The following is a 17,976-nucleotide window of genomic DNA, read 5'->3' as shown; positions in this document are numbered from 1 at the left end:
TTATGACCACAACTAATAATACAAATACTCTGTTAGACAGCATTAATTCTCCAGCCGATTTACGCAAGCTGACACGTGCCCAATTAAAACCGCTGGCCGACGAGTTGCGTCATTTTGTGATTGATTCTGTGTCTAAAACGGGCGGTCATTTATCGTCTAATTTAGGCACTGTTGAACTCACCATCGCGCTGCACTATGTATTTCAGACACCGGAAGATCGTCTGGTCTGGGATGTGGGTCATCAAACGTATCCACATAAAATTCTAACGGGTCGTCGTGATCGCATGCATACCTTGCGCCAGTTAAATGGTATCTCTGGTTTCCCGCGCCGGGTTGAGAGCGAATACGACACGTTTGGTACAGCGCATTCATCGACATCGATTTCTGCTGCGTTAGGGATGGCTTTGGCGGCAAAAACCAAAGGCGAGGATCGCCATTCTGTTGCCATCATTGGCGATGGCTCGATGACCGCCGGCATGGCGTTTGAAGCCTTGAATAATGCGGGTGTCTACGACGATATCAATTTACTGGTGATCCTGAACGACAACGATATGTCGATCTCGCCTCCAGTCGGTGCACTTAACCGTTATCTGGCACGTCTGATGTCTGGTAAATTCTATGCAGCAGCACGAAATGTCGGTAAATCGGTACTGCCAACGCCAGTATTGGAATTAGCCAAACGGTTTGAAGAGCATGCAAAAGGCATGATCGTACCGGCGACGATGTTTGAAGAATTTGGTTTTAATTATATTGGCCCGATTGATGGTCATGATCTGGACTCTCTGGTACCGACGCTACAAAATTTAAAGAATCTCAAAGGTCCCCAATTCCTGCACGTAGTCACCAAAAAAGGCCAGGGCTATAAATTAGCAGAAGCCGATCCAATTCTTTATCACGGCCCTGGCAAATTCAATCCTGCTGAAGGCATTAAGCCCTCTACTACGCCTGCCAAACAAACTTATACGCAAGTCTTTGGTAATTGGTTATGCGATATGGCTGCCGCTGATCAACGCTTGATTGGCATTACGCCAGCGATGCGCGAAGGTTCTGGCATGGTGGAATTTGAGCAAAAATTCCCTGACCGTTATTACGATGTTGGCATTGCAGAACAGCATTCTGTTACGTTTGCCGGTGGCATGGCATGCGAGGGGCTCAAACCTGTCGTTGCGATTTACTCCACTTTTTTACAACGTGCTTATGATCAGTTAATTCACGATGTCGCGTTGCAAAATCTGGACGTTACTTTCGCCCTGGACCGAGCGGGACTGGTCGGTGCTGATGGTGCAACCCATGCCGGCAATTATGATCTGGCTTATCTGCGCTGCATCCCTAATATGGTCGTGATGGCCGCCTCGGATGAGAATGAATGCCGTCAAATGTTGTCGACTGGCTTCCATTATCCAGGCCCGGCGGCTATCCGTTATCCACGCGGCGCCGGGATTGGTGCAGCCATCAATTTAAAACTCAGCACCCTGCCGATTGGCAAAGGCGAAATCAAACGTAAAGGCAAGAGCATCGCCATTTTGGCATTTGGCTCCATGGTGCAGCCGGGATTAAAAGCTGCAGAAAATCTGGATGCCACACTGGCAAATATGCGTTTTGTCAAACCGCTAGATACGGCATTACTGGCAGAACTGGCCAACACCCACGACGTGTTAGTCACGATAGAAGAAGGCACTGTGATGGGTGGCGCAGGCTCCGCAGTCGCAGAAGCAATGGCAGAAGCAGGAATTACCAAACCATTGCTGATACTCGGATTACCAGATCAATTTGTCGATCATGGTGATCCGGCATTACTGCTCGCAAGCTGTGGTCTGGATGCAGCGGGAATCGAGGCCTCAATCAAAAAACGCTTCGGAGCAGAAGCACTGAAGCTAGTAGCAAATAATCAGTAATGAAACGAAATAAAAAAGCGAAGCCAACAAGCTTCGCTTTTTTATTTCTGATAGATGAAACTCTTTAGTCTGAAACTATTCCAATTAAATTAAGTCCAAATCAGTCAAACCAAGCTCAACAATTTTTGCGTATTAAATAAGGGAGAAATAATTTATGTCGAAAAAAAATTTATGTTCATTAAAAATCAATGCGGTTGATGTTGCGTTTGCAGTTGCTGGTTTGAGTTTATTGATCTCTGCTGGCTCGGCAATTGCCGCAGATAAAACTGCGCCGCCAACGCGAGTCGCTGAAGTCACTGACACTTATGGCGATATCACCGTGAAAGATCCCTATCGCTGGTTAGAAAAACAAAGCGATCCTGCGGTACATCAGTGGAGCGTGGCACAAGATAAACGCACACGACAATATTTCGACAGCCTGCCATTTCGCAAACCCATATTTGAGAATCTAATGGCGCAAATCTCCGCCACATCCAGCTCTTACTATGATTTGCATACCGCTGGCGACAAAGTGTTTGCGATGTATAACCAGCCGCCAAAACAGCAGCCTATGATTGCAGTGCTGACGAATGCGGCGGATCCTGCACAAGCTAAAATTGTCCTCGATCCAAACCTCATCAATACCAAAGGCACGACTGCAATTGACTGGTTTGTGCCATCGCACGATGGCTCTAAAGTCGCTGTATCGATGTCTGAAAATGGTAGCGAAGATGGCTCTGTGCACATCATTGACGTCGCTACCGGCAAACAAATCGACAAGCTGATTCCTCTAGTACAGTACCCGACTGGCGGCGGTAGCGTTGCGTGGAAAGCCGATGGTACCGGCTTCTGGTACACCCGCTATCCGGGCAAAGATCAGGCTGCGAATCGCCAGCATTTTTACCAGCAGATTTACTTCCATAAAATTGGTAGTGATCCTTCAAAAGACGCGTATGTCTTAGGAAAAGACTTTCCTAAAGTGGCAGAAATCGCGCTCGACAGCCATCAAAATCCCAATTATGTAGTCGCCTCAGTTGCCAACGGTGATGGCGGCGAGTTTGCGCACTACGTGATCAGCCAGGATGGCAAGATCAAGCAAGTCAGCCGGTTTGAAGACAAGATTGTTGCAGCCACTATTGGCTCGGACAACGCCATATATCTAGTCTCCCGCAAAGACGCACCACGCGGAAAGCTCTTGAAGTTAGCCTTGAACGATTTAGATCTGACGCACGCCAAAGTGCTGGTGCCGGAATCTGAGGCAGTAATCCAACCTGGTGGAGAGTTTGGCGGCTCCCCTGTCATCGTCACAAAAAATGCTTTATACCTGCGCGAAATTATCGGCGGACCATCACGTGTTGCGATCTATGATCATGACGGAAAATCCTTAGGCAATCTGCCATTGCCAGATGTAGCGACCGTGGATGAGATCGATACCTTAAGTGACGGCTCATTACTGTACTCAGTTAAAACCTATCTGACACCACCCTACTATTCTCGTTACGATGAGAAATCCGGTAAGTCAGAAGCCACCAAATTAGCACAAACTAGCGCCACTTCTTATGACGACACAGAAGTTGTCAGAGAATTTGCAACATCCAAAGACGGCACCAAAATCCCATTAAATATAGTCCGCCGCAAAGGTATTAAATTGGATGGGACTAATCCTGTTTTGCTTAATGGCTACGGCGGTTATAGCGTCAATCAAACGCCGCGCTTTTTAAGTCCCGCTACACGTCTGTGGCTGAATGCGGGTGGTGTGTTCGTGATCGCTAATCTGCGTGGCGGTGGTGAGTTTGGTGAGGAATGGCACAGCAAAGGCGCGCTGACCAATAAGCAAAATGTGTTTGATGATTTTACGGCAGCGGCACAATACCTGATCGCTCAAAAGTACACCACTAGCGAACATATGGCCAGCATCGGCGGTAGCAATGGTGGTCTGCTGATGGGTGCGGTGTTTACCCAACACCCGGATTTGTTTAAAGCTGTGGTATCGCAAGTCGGCATCTACGACATGTTGCGGGTAGAACTAGACCCCAATGGCGCCTTCAATACCACGGAATTTGGCAGCGTCAAAAATCCAGATCAGTTGAAAGCCTTATACGCCTATTCGCCATACCACCATGTTCAGGATAGAACGACCTACCCGGCAATTTTCATGGCAACTGGCGAAACCGATGGCCGCGTTAACCCTATGCATTCGCGCAAAATGATCGCTCGTTTGCAAGCAGCGACTGCGGGTAAACCGGTCTACCTCAGCATCAACTCACATGCCGGTCATGGCATCGGCAGTTCTTTGTCAATTAAAGCCAACCAGACTGCCGACGTGTATGCATTTTTGTTTGACCAACTGGGTATGACTTTCCCGGCCAAATAAACAGCCCGTCTGACCTAAGTCAGAACAATGTTAAAAACATGTAAATAAAAGCCACGCTGCCTTTTGGTCAGCGTGGCTTTTTTGTGACATTACGCACGCTACCAGAGCGCCCGATAAATATACTCCAATAGGGTATATTTTAATCGTCCAGATAATTTTTGGACAAATCGACTATTTTAAATAATTTTATGGGGAGTATATTGTTTAGGCGGTTAATTTTATAAAGTAAACTGACTATATCTCAACGAATCATATGCCAACAAAACTTGATACTTGCACAAGCCTATCATTATCAATACACTGATGAAAATTAATCAACATTTGCTTATTTAACATGACATATTAATTTTCAATCCCAGGATTTTTTCCCGCCATCTAACCAGGTAAAGATAATGACATTTTGCAAAAAAATTGTATCAGGCATGCTAAAAACCGCAGGGGTAGTGCTCGCCTCCAGCCTTATAGCAACACAAGCGTTTGCTGGCTGGAGTGTCAGCGGCACTCAGGTTATCGATCCCAACGGATCGAATTTCATTTTCCGCGGTGTTAATTTTCCTTACGCCTGGTTCACATCCAAGACCACGCAAGGCTTAAAAGACATTGCAGCAACCGGCGCCAATTCGGCACGTATTGTTTTACAAAATGGTACGCAAGGCGGCACGCGCAGCAGTGGATCGGATATCAGTAATATCATCAGTCAATGCAAAGCCAACAAATTGGTCTGTATTTTAGAAGTACACGAAGCCACTGGCTGGGGTGACAATGCTAACGCGACTACCATTTCGCAAGCAGCTGATTACTGGGTCAGCTCCGACATCAAATCCGCGATCGTCGGACAAGAGAATTATGTGATTGTAAACATCGCTAACGAACCGTTTGGTGGCAATGTCTCTGCCTCCACCTTCGTCAATGACACATCCAACGCGATTAAAAAATTACGCAACGCTGGCCTGACTCATTTGATCATGATCGACGGTCCAGGCTGGGGGCAAGATCCTTCTTACTACATGCGGGATAATGCGCCAACTTTGTACAATGCAGATACCCTGCATCGATTGGTGTTCTCTGTGCATATGTATGAGGTGTATAACAATGCATCACGCATTCAACAATATTTATCCAGCTTCCAATCCAAAGGATATGCCCTGGTTATTGGCGAGTTTGGCACAGAAAATAACGGCGCCAATGTTGATGAAACCTCCATCATGCAATACGCGCGTGACTATGGCATTGGCTACTTGGGCTGGAGCTGGAGTGGCAACGGAAGCTGCTGTACAAAACTCGATATCGTCAATAATTTCGTCGCTAGCTCATACACGACTTGGGGTAATTTTCTGGTGAACAGTAGCAACGGTATTAAGGCGACATCCAAATTAGCCAGTAACTTTGGCGGCAATTCTTCTGGCGGCACCACCACTGTTGACCAATGTAACTGGTACGGCACCAAGTACCCGATTTGTAATAACTCGAACAATGGCTGGGGCTGGGAAAACAATACCAGTTGTGTCGGCCGCTCTAGCTGCACTGCTCTGCCATCGCCCTATGGCGTGGTCAAAGCTCCCACCCAATGCAACTGGTATGGAAAAACTTATGCGCTATGCAAAAATACCAGCAGTGGTTGGGGCTGGGAAAATAATCAAAGTTGCGTCGCTCCCGCTGATTGCGCTGCATTAAAAGCACCGAACGGACCTTATTGAGATACATCACATATGATTAGTGCACGATTAATGCATAATTCATGCACAATTCATGCACGATTCATAACGCATAAAAAACACCCGAGGTTTTTATTAACCTCGGGTGTTTTTCAATTTGGACGGAGGGCAATTAATACTTACACAGCCGCAGTCAAAACACTTAAACCGAGCTTGATCAACGCTCGCGCTCTTTCTCCCACAACACATCACTACCGCCAGCATACCGATTTAACACACGCGACAAAACGAACATCAGATCAGACAGACGATTCATATATTGTCGTGGTTGATCATTAATTGCCTCGGCTTTACCAACACTAACAATAGCTCGCTCAGCGCGGCGGCACACGGTGCGGCAAACATGCGCAACCGCTGCGGCACGTGATCCACCTGGCAAAATAAAATCCTTCAGCGGCTCCAGATCGGCATTGTAGTGCGCCAATAAGGTATCTAAGCGCGCTACTTGTGCATCGGTGATCATGGTGTAACCGGGGATACATAGCTCCCCTCCCATATCAAACAGATCATGTTGGATCGACACCAATTCACGCTGCATTTGCGGCGGAATATCTTCGCACAACAACACACCAATTTGCGAATTAAGCTCGTCCACATCGCCCATCGCATGTACGCGTAAAGCGTCCTTATCAACACGGCTACCATCGCCCAAACCTGTCGTACCAGCGTCACCCGTGCGGGTGGCAATTTTTGAAAGTCGATTACCCATAGCAAAAAATTTATTAAGTGAATGATGTCAGGAGGATACGGCAAAAAATCAAAGAACGCATCATCCCAGATTTTCCGTTAGAACAGCGACAAGTGTGCCTTTGGCGGACTGCCTGGCTAGACGTGACGACGACGCAAGCTGCATCTTGCTAGGAGGAGCAACAACGCCAGGCAGTTCGCCAAAGGTGCAATTGTCGTTGTAGCGCTTGCACTCATATCGCAGTGTTGTTATTTCCCTAAACGCCTCATACCACACCTGCATTGATAAGGAGTGATAGCGGTCTAATGGAAAATCTGGGATCATGATGAAGCAAAGCTAGCCTATCTCCTCAGGCAGGAGAATTTCTCGCCTGCCAATGCATACAATTCGGAAAAACAATGGCAACAAGATTACCTCCAGTACACGCTCTGTCTGCTTTTGAGGCAGCCGCTCGTCATGCCTCATTTGCAGTTGCTGCCGAAGAGCTTTGTATTACCCCTTCGGCTTTATCGCACCGCATTCGTTTGCTGGAAGAACATTTATGTGAACGAGTTTTTGTGCGTGAAGGACGGAGTGTCACACTGACCGAATTTGGCCGGCGTTATCTGGATGTGGTGCGGGTCGCTTTGCGTACTTTGTCCGACTTCCCATTACCGAATAAAACAACGCAGAATCAGTTACGCGTCAAAATCACCTTGCCGCCGACGTTTGCGCGCTACATGTTTATGCCGCGTTTAGCCAGCTTTACCAAAGCGCATCCCGAAATTGAAATTGAGATTTTTTTATTTGTACCACTATACGATTTAAGCTTGTCAGAGAGCGATGTTGAAATACGGTTTGGTGCGGGCGAATATCCGAATCTCGTGACTAAAAAATTATTCGTCGAGCCATCGTTTGCCGTCGCCAGCCCAGCTTATCTGCAAACCATACCGCCGCTGTTGCAACCCAGCGATTTGCGTCACGCGAGCTTATTACGTTCAGCATTAGAACCTTGGCAACCATGGTTTGAAGTAGCAAAGCTAGATTGGGCGGAACCTACCACAGGCTTGCGCATTGACGATCTTGGTCTGCTGTTAGAAGCGATTAAACATGGTCACGGTGTAGGCCTGACGCGTCAGCATTTTGCGCAGGAATTAATCGAGCAGGGAGAAGTCGTGCGCCTGTTCGACACGCAACTAGCGACGCCACCGCATGCGTATTATCTGGTGCATGAAGCACAGGCAATTATGCGGCCGGAAGTGCAAGTATTTATCGACTGGATGCAGCAGACCTATTTGAATACGATATAAATACTGACATCCCTAGATTTACTCGTATATGCGGATGCTTAAGGTGCATTGGGTAGATTCGGTGCGTTCAATGCCTTCAGTTCGCCCTGTGCTTTCTCTTCTTGCTGCGTCAGCCAGGTCTCAATTGCAGTCGGGCGGCTGTATAAAAATCCTTGCAAGGTTGCACAACCGCTAGCGATTAAAAAGTCGGCCTGTTCTTTGGTCTCCACACCCTCCGCCACCACCCGCAAACCCAAGTGATTTGCCATCGACAAAATCGATTGCACAATCGCAGTGTCGTTCGGATCGGCGGGCATGTCTTGTACAAAGCTACGATCAATTTTCAGCTCATACAAAGGCATTTTTTTGAGATAAGCAAGACTGGAATAACCGGTACCAAAATCGTCAATAGAAAAACGGATGCCCATCTTAGTCAGGGCGTGCATACGCTCTATGGTTTCTTGCATATTATTGATCAGCAAACCTTCTGTTACTTCTAGAATTAAACGTGATGCTGGCGCACCGGTCTGCATTAAGACCGACGCGACCTTTTCAACAAAATTAGCTTGCCGGAATTGTTTTGGACTGACGTTAATCGAGAGAGAAAGCGGCCATCCTGCTTGCTCTAATCGGATTAAAGCGAGGCAACCCTGCCGCAACGCCCAGTCACCCAATTGCACGATCATGCCGCATTCTTCAGCAACGGGAATAAATACCGCAGGAGAAATCGGACCACGCTGCGGATGCGTCCAACGCATCAGCAATTCTGCCCCCTCTGGCTGCCCCTGATGATTGACTTGTGCTTGCATGACCATCTGTAACTGCCCCTCGCTTAATGCTAGAACCAGATCGTGTTCTAAGATTAAACGCTGCTCAACTTCTGCCTGCATAGCGGATTCGAAAAAGGCAATCTGATTACGTCCGCCCGCTTTAGCACGATGCATTGCGGTATCTGCTTCGCGCAATAAGTCGTTAGTGTCTTGATCTGGTTTTGGAAGCAACGTCACGCCGATACTGCAACCAGAGTTATAAGTTTGCCCGTCGATCTCAAACGGTAAGGCGATCGCACTGCGGATTTTTTCGGCAACGGCCAAGGCAGATAATGCACCGACATTAATATCATTTGAAATATTCGAAATCAGTACAACAAATTCGTCGCCACCGATACGCGCGACAGTATCGACCTCGCGTAATAAGGTTTTAAGACGCTGCGTCACATGCAACAATAATGAATCACCAACCGCATGTCCGCGGGCATCGTTGATGTTTTTAAAATGATCCAGATCAATAAATAACACTGCGCTATTCAACCCGGTGCGGCGTGCGGTCGCTAACAAAATATCCAGACGATCCACCAGCAAACGACGATTCGGCAGACCTGTCAGTACATCAAAATAGGCGAGCCGATAAATATGTTCTTCTGCATTTTTCCGATCAGTGATATCTCGCTCAACAGCAACCCAATGGGTGATTTTTTTCCGTTCATCTGAGATTGGAACAATATCAATCTCGACCCAAAATTCTCCACCCAATTTCGTATAGTTAATCAGCTCTGTATGCACAGTCTCACCACGATCAAGTGCTGCGGTGATGCGATCAAGCTCATCAAATTGAGTATTCACACCATGCAACATTTGCGTAGTTTTACCCATTATTTCCGACAAGTGATAACCAGTTTTTCGCTCAAAAGCATCGTTCGCAAAAACAATCTGGTTCTGACTGCTTGAGTCAGAAACAACTTCCAAAATCAGCACTATGTCATTCAGACGTGCTAATGCAACAGCGTTTAGCCTCAGAGCTTCATTCGCGGTATGTAAACTAGCTTGCTGCTCCGTCAGCGAAGTCGCTATCGCAAGTTGCTCGATCAAAGACTGTTCCAGGCGTTGCAAAAGTACACCGCACGACACCGTAATGATGGAACTGATAAATGTGAAATTGAGTGTGATGACAATCCATTGTATTAATGGCTGGTCGCTTAAATGATCAATGTGAATGCTGGCGTTGGCAAGATAACCGAGCCCAAGCAAAGTCACTGCATTAACGACCAAAGCAATGATTGCAGGACGAAAACCAATCAGCAACGCCGTCATGACAGGGAAAGCTGTCAAATAAATCTGGCTGACGGGCCCTACTTTAATCAAGAACCAAACGCCCAACAGATACAGCAGTATGAGTAAGTTCCAGGCGCGAAATTTGAAAGGTAGTTGTGGCAAGCGCCACAAACAACCGAGCCAGGTCAAAGCAATAAGATCAATGCTGACGACCGACCAGAGACCTTGCTTAATCGCAAGAGCCATACTGGGAATAGCCGTAACAGATCCCAGCACAAGCCCCATAAACAAAATGGCAGATAACACTTCTGCCCGCCATTGTTGTATGTCAGCCTGCCCCAGTTTAGGCTTATGTATATTACGGCGTATCCATTGGAAGAAAGTCGTCAAGCTGCCCATCCGATTAAAAAAGGGTAAAGACTATTTTCAAGAAAACTGATAAGTAAGTTGTTATTTATACTCTTAAAAACTTAACACTTCCATCTTTAGCCAGAATTTACATTACGGTCGTGTTTGTTCTGACGCCATAAATTTCTGAAGATCATGCTTTCTGACTAGGGCTTGGTATCGGTTGCTATCGATTAAGGCTAGCAATTAAAGGCTACGAATTAAAGGCCACCAACAAGCAACTGTCGCACCCTACAAAATTTGCGTAGAACAAGGATGTCGCAATCAATCAACGTTTTTACCCGCAGATGCACACCACACAGAAAACCATTGCTCGCGGCTTAAAATGATACTACAAGCAGCAACAGCTTCACGCACGGCGGCAATACGTCCCGTGCCAGTTAATACAACAGGCTTAGACGGATGTCGCAAAATCCAGGCAATTGCGACAGTAGACATCGATACATCCAACTGATCCGCGATGACTTTCAGCGCCGCGCTTACCCTCAAACCACGCTCGCTATCATCTTGCAATAAACGACCTCCCGCTAGTGCGGACCAGATCATCGGCGCAATCCCTAAGCGCTGACACTGGTCCAGCGTACCATCGTGTAATGGCGGCAAATGCAGGGCCGACAACTCCACTTGGTTAGTCACCAGCGGAAAACGGGATGCCAGCAATTCAAATTGCGATGGCGTGAAGTTGGACACACCAAAATATTTGACCTTACCACTCTGCTGCAATTGCTGAAACGCTTCCGCCATTTCATCTACATTCATCAAAGGATCGGGTCTGTGTATCAGCAGCAAATCCAGATAATCAATCCTCATGTTGCGTAAGGAATTCTCGGCCGACGCAATGATGTGTTCACGGCTGGTGTCGTAATGCTGAAGTTGATGCGCAGGCCGCTGATCAGACACCAGCTTGATGCCGCACTTGCTGACGATCTCGATTTTATGACGTAACTGCGGTGCCAATGCCAGCGCCTCACCGAATAATTGTTCGCATTGATAATTGCCATAAATATCGGCATGGTCGGTGGTGGTAATTCCTGATTCCAGAGCCTGCTCAATAAAGCGCAGTCTTTGCTGTGGCGTCATCGCCCAATCTGCCAGACGCCATAAACCTAGTGCAATACGAGAAAACTCTGGGCCGGAAGAGGCAAGACGAATACGTGGTGTGGACATAAAATCTTTAAAAAATAAAAGGGAAGGGAGAACTTTATTCAACCACAAAAACTAACTCAGTCAGCGGCGCAAAGAATCTATTATTTCAGAAACGCAAAGAACGTAACAATGACGTTCTTTGCCAGCGTGAACTCGCTTTGATACTGCGCTTATGCTTCTACACCATCATCGCGAAACATCGTCTTCAGACCACGTAAAGCCTGGCGAATCCGTGCTTCATTTTCAATCAGGGCAAAGCGTACATATTCGTCGCCATACTCACCAAAACCGATACCAGGTGACACGCAAAGTTTAGCCTTTTCAAGAACTTGCTTAGCAAATTCTAGCGAGCCCAGTTGACGATAAGCTGGCGGAATATGTGCCCAGATATACATCGATGCTTTCGGAATATCGACCATCCAGCCCAGCTCGTGCAAGCCTTTTACCAAGACATCACGACGACGCTGATACTTGTCGCGTATCTCGCTGACGCAAGTTTGATCACCTTCCAGCGCCGCAATCGCCGCTACTTGTACCGGCGTAAAACTGCCGTAATCGTGATAGCTTTTTATCCTTGCCAAAGCCGATACCAGCTCTTTATTACCCACCATAAATCCGATTCGCCAGCCTGCCATGTTATAGCTTTTAGATAGCGTAAAAAATTCAACAGCAACATCACGCGCACCCGGCACCTGCATAATTGAGGGCGCTTTCCATCCATCAAAAACGATGTCGGCATACGCCAGATCATGGACCACCAGGATGTTATGTTCTTTCGCCAGTTTGACGACGCGCTCAAAAAATTCCAACTCTACGCATTGCGCTGTCGGGTTGGAAGGGAAGCCAAAGATCATCATTTTCGGTTTTGGATAACTCTCGCGGATAGCACGTTCCAGTTCGGCAAAAAAATCCACGCCCGGACTCATGCGTATTGAACGGATATCCGCACCTGCGATCACCGCGCCATAAATATGAATCGGGTAACTGGGATTGGGTACCAGCACAGTGTCACCCTTGTCTAGCGTTGCCAGCATCAGATGCGCAAGACCTTCTTTAGAACCGATGGTGACAATCGCCTCGGTGTCAGGATTTAGGTCAACGTCATAGCGGGATTTATACCAATGTGCAATCGCGCGACGTAAGCGTGGAATACCTTTGGAAGCGGAATAGCCATGCGTATCAGGTCGTTGTGCGACCTCAACCAATTTGGCAACGATGTGGGGTGGAGTCGCGCCATCAGGATTGCCCATCGACATATCGATAATATCCTCGCCACGACGGCGCGCCGCCATTTTTAGCTCGGCGGTAATATTGAAGACATACGGTGGAAGGCGATTAATGCGGGAGAAAGTATAACTGCGGCTTGGTGTCGTATCACCCCGGCCCGGCGGAGTAGTGCTAGCAATAATGGTCATGATGTATTTTCACGTAAGCGCCCGGATCCGTCCGAGCGACGTTGAAGCGTGTGCTTCATGAACGATCATAACCAGCGCCTCTGAATCGCGCAATGATTTTTATTCGATCAGAAAAAGTAGGGGAAATGGCTAGCGCAAAATGTCTCATTTCGAATTTATCCGCACATAACGAATAAATATACTCCCGATATGTATATTTTATTGTCCATATAATACTTAGACAATAAGGCATTTTTTATAAAAAATAGGGGGAGTATATGCAATTTGGCAGTGCAAAAGTCCAAGCAATCGCGCTAAGCGGGATATAAAGCGCCAAGAATCCGCAAACCTTTTGCGCCAGTTACTTCGGGCAAATTACCCGCCGAGCGATCAACAAATTGTTGTGCCAGCCAAGCAAAGGCCAGGGCTTCAACATGATGTGGCGAAACTCCCAGATCCTCAGTGCTTGCGACGGTTGACTGCGATCCCTTGCGACGCAATGTCGACTCAATATGTTGCATCAGACATTGGTTATAAGCCCCACCACCGCAGATATAGATGCCAGCAACATCGGCTGCATAATTTAAGATAGCGTCAACCAGAGTCGTCGCAGTGAACGCACACAGCGTCGTCTGTACGTCTACCGCCGAGATATCCGCAAACGCTGACAACTGTAATTTTTGATTCAACCAGTCGGGACTAAATAAATCACGCCCCGTACTTTTTGGTGGAGCCGTCTGTAAAAATGCCTCATCGCACAATGCAGCCAACAATCCGGTATGCACTTGCCCCTGCGCCGCCCAGGCACCATTTTCATCATACGGTTTAGCATGATGCTGCGCGATCCAGGCATCCATCAACACATTGCCAGGACCCGTGTCAAAACCGGTAGTCGAACCATCTGCTCGCAAGATACTGATATTACTGATGCCGCCGATATTGGCGACGACCCGACATACGCCAGCCTGGCCAAAAATCGCGCGATGAAATGCCGGCACCAACGGTGCGCCCTGCCCTCCCGCCGCGACATCACGACTACGAAAATCAGCGATCACATCGATGCCAGACAACTCTGCCAGCAACGCAGGATTATTGGTCTGGCGCGTATAGCCTAACTCTGGACGATGCCGTATGGTCTGGCCATGCACGCCGATGGCACGCACGCTATGCTGATCAACTGACGTCACTTTTTCAAGCAAGGCATTAACACAGGCAGCGTATTGTATGACCAGCATATTAGCGGCCAAAGCCTCTCGATGAATTTCATCTGCACCTGACTGCTGCAATGCCATTACATCAGCCCGTAAGGTGTCTGCAAACGGAATATAAGCACTCGCCAGCAATTGCATGGTGTTGGCTTGCGCAGGGTCTGTGTGTTCTGGCAATACAACCAGAACACCATCTACGCCGTCCAGACTGGTGCCTGACATTAAACCGATATACAAGTTATTAGTGAGATTTTTCATGGCGGGGAGCAAAGTTAAATTCAGGCATCGACACCGACGCTTTATAGCAGATTATTTATCAGGCTGAAAAAAAAGGCTGAACATGGAGTTCAGCCTTCTATTGTACTTGTAGATCTGCTCGCAACTTCCTGAAGATTTACTTCGATGCGAGTCTCATTGTTGTTGGTGATCCTTGTGGGCGCAACAAGGCAAAGCGATGCGCCATATCGTCCGCCACAGATTTAAAGCGCGGCAAGTCGTTTCCGGCGAGTGGCGGTGCGTTAGGCACACTCACCGACATAGGATCACGTGCTTCGTTATTCACCCGGAATTCATAGTGCAAATGCGGACCAGTTGACCAGCCAGTGGTGCCCACATACCCGATCACTTCACCTTGACTGACTTTGCTACCTTTATGGATGCCAGCTGCAAAACGGCTCATGTGTGCATACGCCGTGCTGTAATTAGACCAGTGCTTGATAACGACCAAATTACCGTAACCACCGCTCATGCCTGCTGTCTCCACTACGCCGTCACCGGATGCACGGACAGGTGTACCGACCACAGCAGCAAAGTCCACGCCTTTATGCGCTTTCCATTGACCAGAAATAGGATGCAAGCGCATCGCAAAGCCAGAAGAAATACGGGTAAATTCCAACGGTGATTTTAAGAATGCTTTCTTGAGGGATTTACCATCAAAACTATAGTAACCGCCTGCGCCACCCGCCTCATCAAACCAGACGGATTGGAATAACTTACCGGAGTTGCTGAATTCGCCAGCTAACACGCGACCAGTTCGGATGAACTCACCATTCTGCCAAAAGCTTTCATACACAACGTTAAAATGGTCGCCGCGTTGCAGGTAACGGAAATCCACATTGGTCTCAAACATACTGACGATTTGGGTCGCAATATTGTCAGGGATTTGTGCATCATCGGTGGCGGCAAACAAGGTCGAACGGATATCGCCAGAGCGCATCTCTACTCGTTTTTCTAACTTGGCAGTCGCATCGATAGAGATCAATTTACCAGCTGCATCGCGGGTGATGGTGATGTTGTGAACTGGCTTATCGTTGCTGTCGACCATGGTCGCTTGCAGCCATTCCAGCTCGCCTTCGTCATTGGTCTGAGCACGAATAGATTTACCAGTACGCAACTGCATCACAGAACGGGCAACCGCGTCAGTTTTAATGAATTTAGTCGCCTCATCATCCTCAACGCCTAAGCGCAATAACAAAGAACCCAAACTATCACCACGTAAGACTTTTTCTTCGCGGATAAAATGCTGTTCGTTCTCTTCTAGGGCAGCAACTTGCTCATCTAATTTAGGCAAATCTAATTGCTGAGTGATTTTCTTGACTGGCAAATCGGAGGCATCCGGTGCCATCGGTGCAACACCGACTGCGCCAAAAGCACACACTGCAAAAAACAAACCGCAAAACGAAACAATTCGCGAAGTACGCGTAGTTCCGAATAACAACCTGCTGCCAGAAGTTAATTGATGGAATTTATCTGATAGACGCATGCAATAAGTTAAAATTAATATATTGAGTAATAAATTGATATAAAGAATTGAGTGCAGGAACGATAAAACGTTCAATGCGGAACGATATAAAAAGTAATTCCTAATACCAATTACTGACTATCGTTCCGTCTCATTTTCATACCATTTTCGTATAGTGCCCGAGGCTGAATGCACGAAAAAATCTCGCTGGATTATAGCAAAGCTACCTTGCGAAAAAAACTGATTATGGGTGCAGACCACTCGATCGGCTAGCGGTGTTACAAAAAACTGATGTAGATAAAATCATAATGACCTCCATACAAACTCCCTCTCATTCTTCAAAATCTGCAACATCATCCACGGCCTTACCACTATCAGATGCCGTACAACATGCGCTGGCAGTTGCTAAGCGCGGTGCGGATGAACTGTTAATCGAATCCGAATTTGCGCAAAAATTAGCTCGTAGTGAACAAACTGGCAAGCCTTTACGCATCAAACTTGGCCTTGACCCAACCGCACCAGATTTGCACCTGGGACATACTGTTGTGTTGAATAAGATGCGGCAGTTGCAAGATTTAGGCCACACCGTCATATTTTTGATCGGCGATTTTACGTCGATGATCGGCGACCCTTCTGGACGCAATGCGACGCGCCCACCGTTGACCCGTGAACAAATCGAAGCAAACGCCCAGACTTACTTTAAGCAAGCCAGTCTCGTGCTGGATGCGAGCAAAACAGAGATCCGTTACAACTCTGAATGGTCAGATCCGCTAGGTGCACGTGGCATGATTGAATTGTCATCAAAATACACCGTAGCGCGGATGATGGAACGTGACGATTTCACAAAACGTTTTAAAGCAGGAACGCCCATTTCGGTGCATGAATTTTTATACCCGCTGATGCAGGGTTATGATTCTGTGGCGTTGCGCTCCGATTTGGAACTTGGTGGCACTGACCAAAAATTCAACTTATTAGTTGGTCGTGAATTGCAAAAAGATTATGGACAAGAGCAGCAATGTATTTTGACCATGCCTCTATTAGAGGGTTTGGATGGCATAGAAAAAATGTCGAAATCCAAAAATAATTACATCGCCATCACCGAACCTGCCAACACGATGTTCGCCAAAATCATGAGCATTTCTGACATCATGATGTGGCGCTATTACGAATTATTGTCGTTCTGCTCAATGGAGCAAATTGCAGCCCATAAAAAAGCAGTCGCCGAGGGACAAAACCCACGCGATATTAAAGTCGCGATTGCGCAAGAAATTGTCGCGCGCTTCCATAATAAGCAGGCCGCAGACGACGCGCTGACGGACTTCGTCAACCGCTCCAAAGGTGGCATTCCCGACGATGTGCCAGAAATCGCACTCAGCGGCGCACCGATTGCGATCGCACAACTATTGAAGCAAGCGAATCTCTGCCCCTCCACCTCCGATGCGATGCGTATGATAGATCAGGGCGGCGTGCGTCTGGATGGCGCAGTTGTCAGCGACAAAGCCGTCAAAATTGAGGCGGGTACCTTTGTGCTGCAGGTGGGTAAACGTAAATTTGCCAAAATCACTTTGTCGGCATGATCTGCGGTATTGATTACTTCCGGCATCTTCACCGCATCTATCAAAAAACGACAACATGATCGCATTGCTACAACGCGTTAGTCATGCCAGTGTTGTCGTTGATGGCAACACCATAGGCTCGATTGGCGCAGGTTTGCTGGTGTTGTTGTGCGCAGAACGCGGTGACAGCGAAGCACAAGCCGATGCCTTGCTTAAAAAATTACTGGCCTACCGTGTGTTTTCAGATACTGCTGGCAAGATGAATTTAAGCTTGACCGATACCGCAGGGGACTTGCTGCTGGTGCCACAATTTACATTAGCGGCCGATACCTATTCTGGTACGCGCCCCTCGTTTACTCCGGCCGCATCGCCAGAAGATGGTCGCAGATTATTTGACTACTTTGTCACTCAAGCCAGCACCAAACATAGCCAGATTGCCAAAGTCGCTACCGGACAGTTCGGCGCCGATATGAAGGTCTCGCTGACCAATGATGGCCCTGTCACTTTCTGGCTGCAAACCAAGAAGCCCGCTGTATAGTCAACATTCAGAAGC

At 47.6% G+C, this 17,976-nt stretch carries 12 protein-coding genes; 6 read left to right on the top strand and 6 right to left on the bottom strand.

The genetic code is table 11. The features are described from left to right. Positions 1 to 2 precede the first annotated feature (2 nt). The 3 genes from dxs (at position 3) to AAKU61_RS17180 (ending at position 5,945) form a co-directional block, all read left to right on the top strand. Positions 3 to 1,895, top strand: coding sequence for a 1-deoxy-D-xylulose-5-phosphate synthase (gene dxs, locus AAKU61_RS17190; RefSeq protein ID WP_354334244.1), 1,893 nt, complete (start codon positions 3 to 5; stop codon positions 1,893 to 1,895). 154 nt (positions 1,896 to 2,049) lie between these two features. Continuing rightward, a complete protein-coding gene (locus AAKU61_RS17185; RefSeq protein ID WP_354334243.1) occupies positions 2,050 to 4,248 on the top strand; it encodes a prolyl oligopeptidase family serine peptidase in 2,199 nt (732 codons plus the stop codon). 392 nt (positions 4,249 to 4,640) lie between these two features. Beyond that, the gene (locus AAKU61_RS17180) at positions 4,641 to 5,945 is read left to right on the top strand and encodes a cellulase family glycosylhydrolase (protein ID WP_354334241.1); all 1,305 of its coding nucleotides are present in this window, start codon (positions 4,641 to 4,643) and stop codon (positions 5,943 to 5,945) included. Positions 5,946 to 6,120: 175 nt separating this feature from the next. On the opposite strand, the gene AAKU61_RS17175 is transcribed toward AAKU61_RS17180, so the two are convergent. Beyond that, positions 6,121 to 6,672 (bottom strand): cob(I)yrinic acid a,c-diamide adenosyltransferase, encoded by a 552-nt coding sequence (locus AAKU61_RS17175; protein ID WP_354334239.1) that lies wholly within the window; start codon positions 6,670 to 6,672, stop codon positions 6,121 to 6,123. 377 nt (positions 6,673 to 7,049) lie between these two features. Between AAKU61_RS17175 and AAKU61_RS17170 the strand changes: the two genes are divergently transcribed. Beyond that, a complete protein-coding gene (locus tag AAKU61_RS17170) occupies positions 7,050 to 7,940 on the top strand; it encodes a LysR substrate-binding domain-containing protein (protein ID WP_354334237.1) in 891 nt (296 codons plus the stop codon). 38 nt (positions 7,941 to 7,978) lie between these two features. Here AAKU61_RS17170 and AAKU61_RS17165 read toward each other — a convergent pair whose 3' ends face one another. From AAKU61_RS17165 to AAKU61_RS17145, 5 genes are all read right to left on the bottom strand, one after another. Then, complete coding sequence (locus tag AAKU61_RS17165) at positions 7,979 to 10,360, bottom strand: putative bifunctional diguanylate cyclase/phosphodiesterase (RefSeq protein ID WP_354334235.1); 2,382 nt, start codon at positions 10,358 to 10,360, stop codon at positions 7,979 to 7,981. A 282-nt stretch (positions 10,361 to 10,642) separates the two neighbouring features. Continuing rightward, positions 10,643 to 11,545 (bottom strand): aldo/keto reductase, encoded by a 903-nt coding sequence (locus AAKU61_RS17160; protein WP_354334233.1) that lies wholly within the window; start codon positions 11,543 to 11,545, stop codon positions 10,643 to 10,645. A gap of 149 nt (positions 11,546 to 11,694) precedes the next feature. Continuing rightward, positions 11,695 to 12,939 (bottom strand): alanine transaminase, encoded by a 1,245-nt coding sequence (alaC, locus tag AAKU61_RS17155; protein ID WP_354334231.1) that lies wholly within the window; start codon positions 12,937 to 12,939, stop codon positions 11,695 to 11,697. Positions 12,940 to 13,232: 293 nt separating this feature from the next. Further along, complete coding sequence (locus AAKU61_RS17150) at positions 13,233 to 14,384, bottom strand: anhydro-N-acetylmuramic acid kinase (protein ID WP_354334229.1); 1,152 nt, start codon at positions 14,382 to 14,384, stop codon at positions 13,233 to 13,235. Between the two features lie 136 nt (positions 14,385 to 14,520). Then, positions 14,521 to 15,888: a peptidoglycan DD-metalloendopeptidase family protein gene (locus tag AAKU61_RS17145; protein ID WP_354334227.1), complete on the bottom strand. Its 1,368-nt coding sequence runs from the start codon at positions 15,886 to 15,888 to the stop codon at positions 14,521 to 14,523. Positions 15,889 to 16,175: 287 nt separating this feature from the next. On the opposite strand from AAKU61_RS17145, the gene tyrS reads away from it, so the two are divergent. After that, complete coding sequence (gene tyrS, locus AAKU61_RS17140) at positions 16,176 to 17,444, top strand: tyrosine--tRNA ligase (RefSeq protein ID WP_354334226.1); 1,269 nt, start codon at positions 16,176 to 16,178, stop codon at positions 17,442 to 17,444. Between the two features lie 55 nt (positions 17,445 to 17,499). Further along, positions 17,500 to 17,961, top strand: a complete 462-nt coding sequence (gene dtd, locus AAKU61_RS17135) for a D-aminoacyl-tRNA deacylase (RefSeq protein WP_354334224.1) — start codon at positions 17,500 to 17,502, stop codon at positions 17,959 to 17,961. Positions 17,962 to 17,976: the final 15 nt, after the last annotated feature.

The sequence above is a fragment of the Undibacterium sp. GrIS 1.2 genome (assembly GCF_040544435.1).
Classification (GTDB): domain Bacteria; phylum Pseudomonadota; class Gammaproteobacteria; order Burkholderiales; family Burkholderiaceae_D; genus Undibacterium.
The sequence above is the reverse complement of the archived record's forward strand: the minus strand, read 5'-3'. Positions and strand labels throughout refer to the sequence as shown.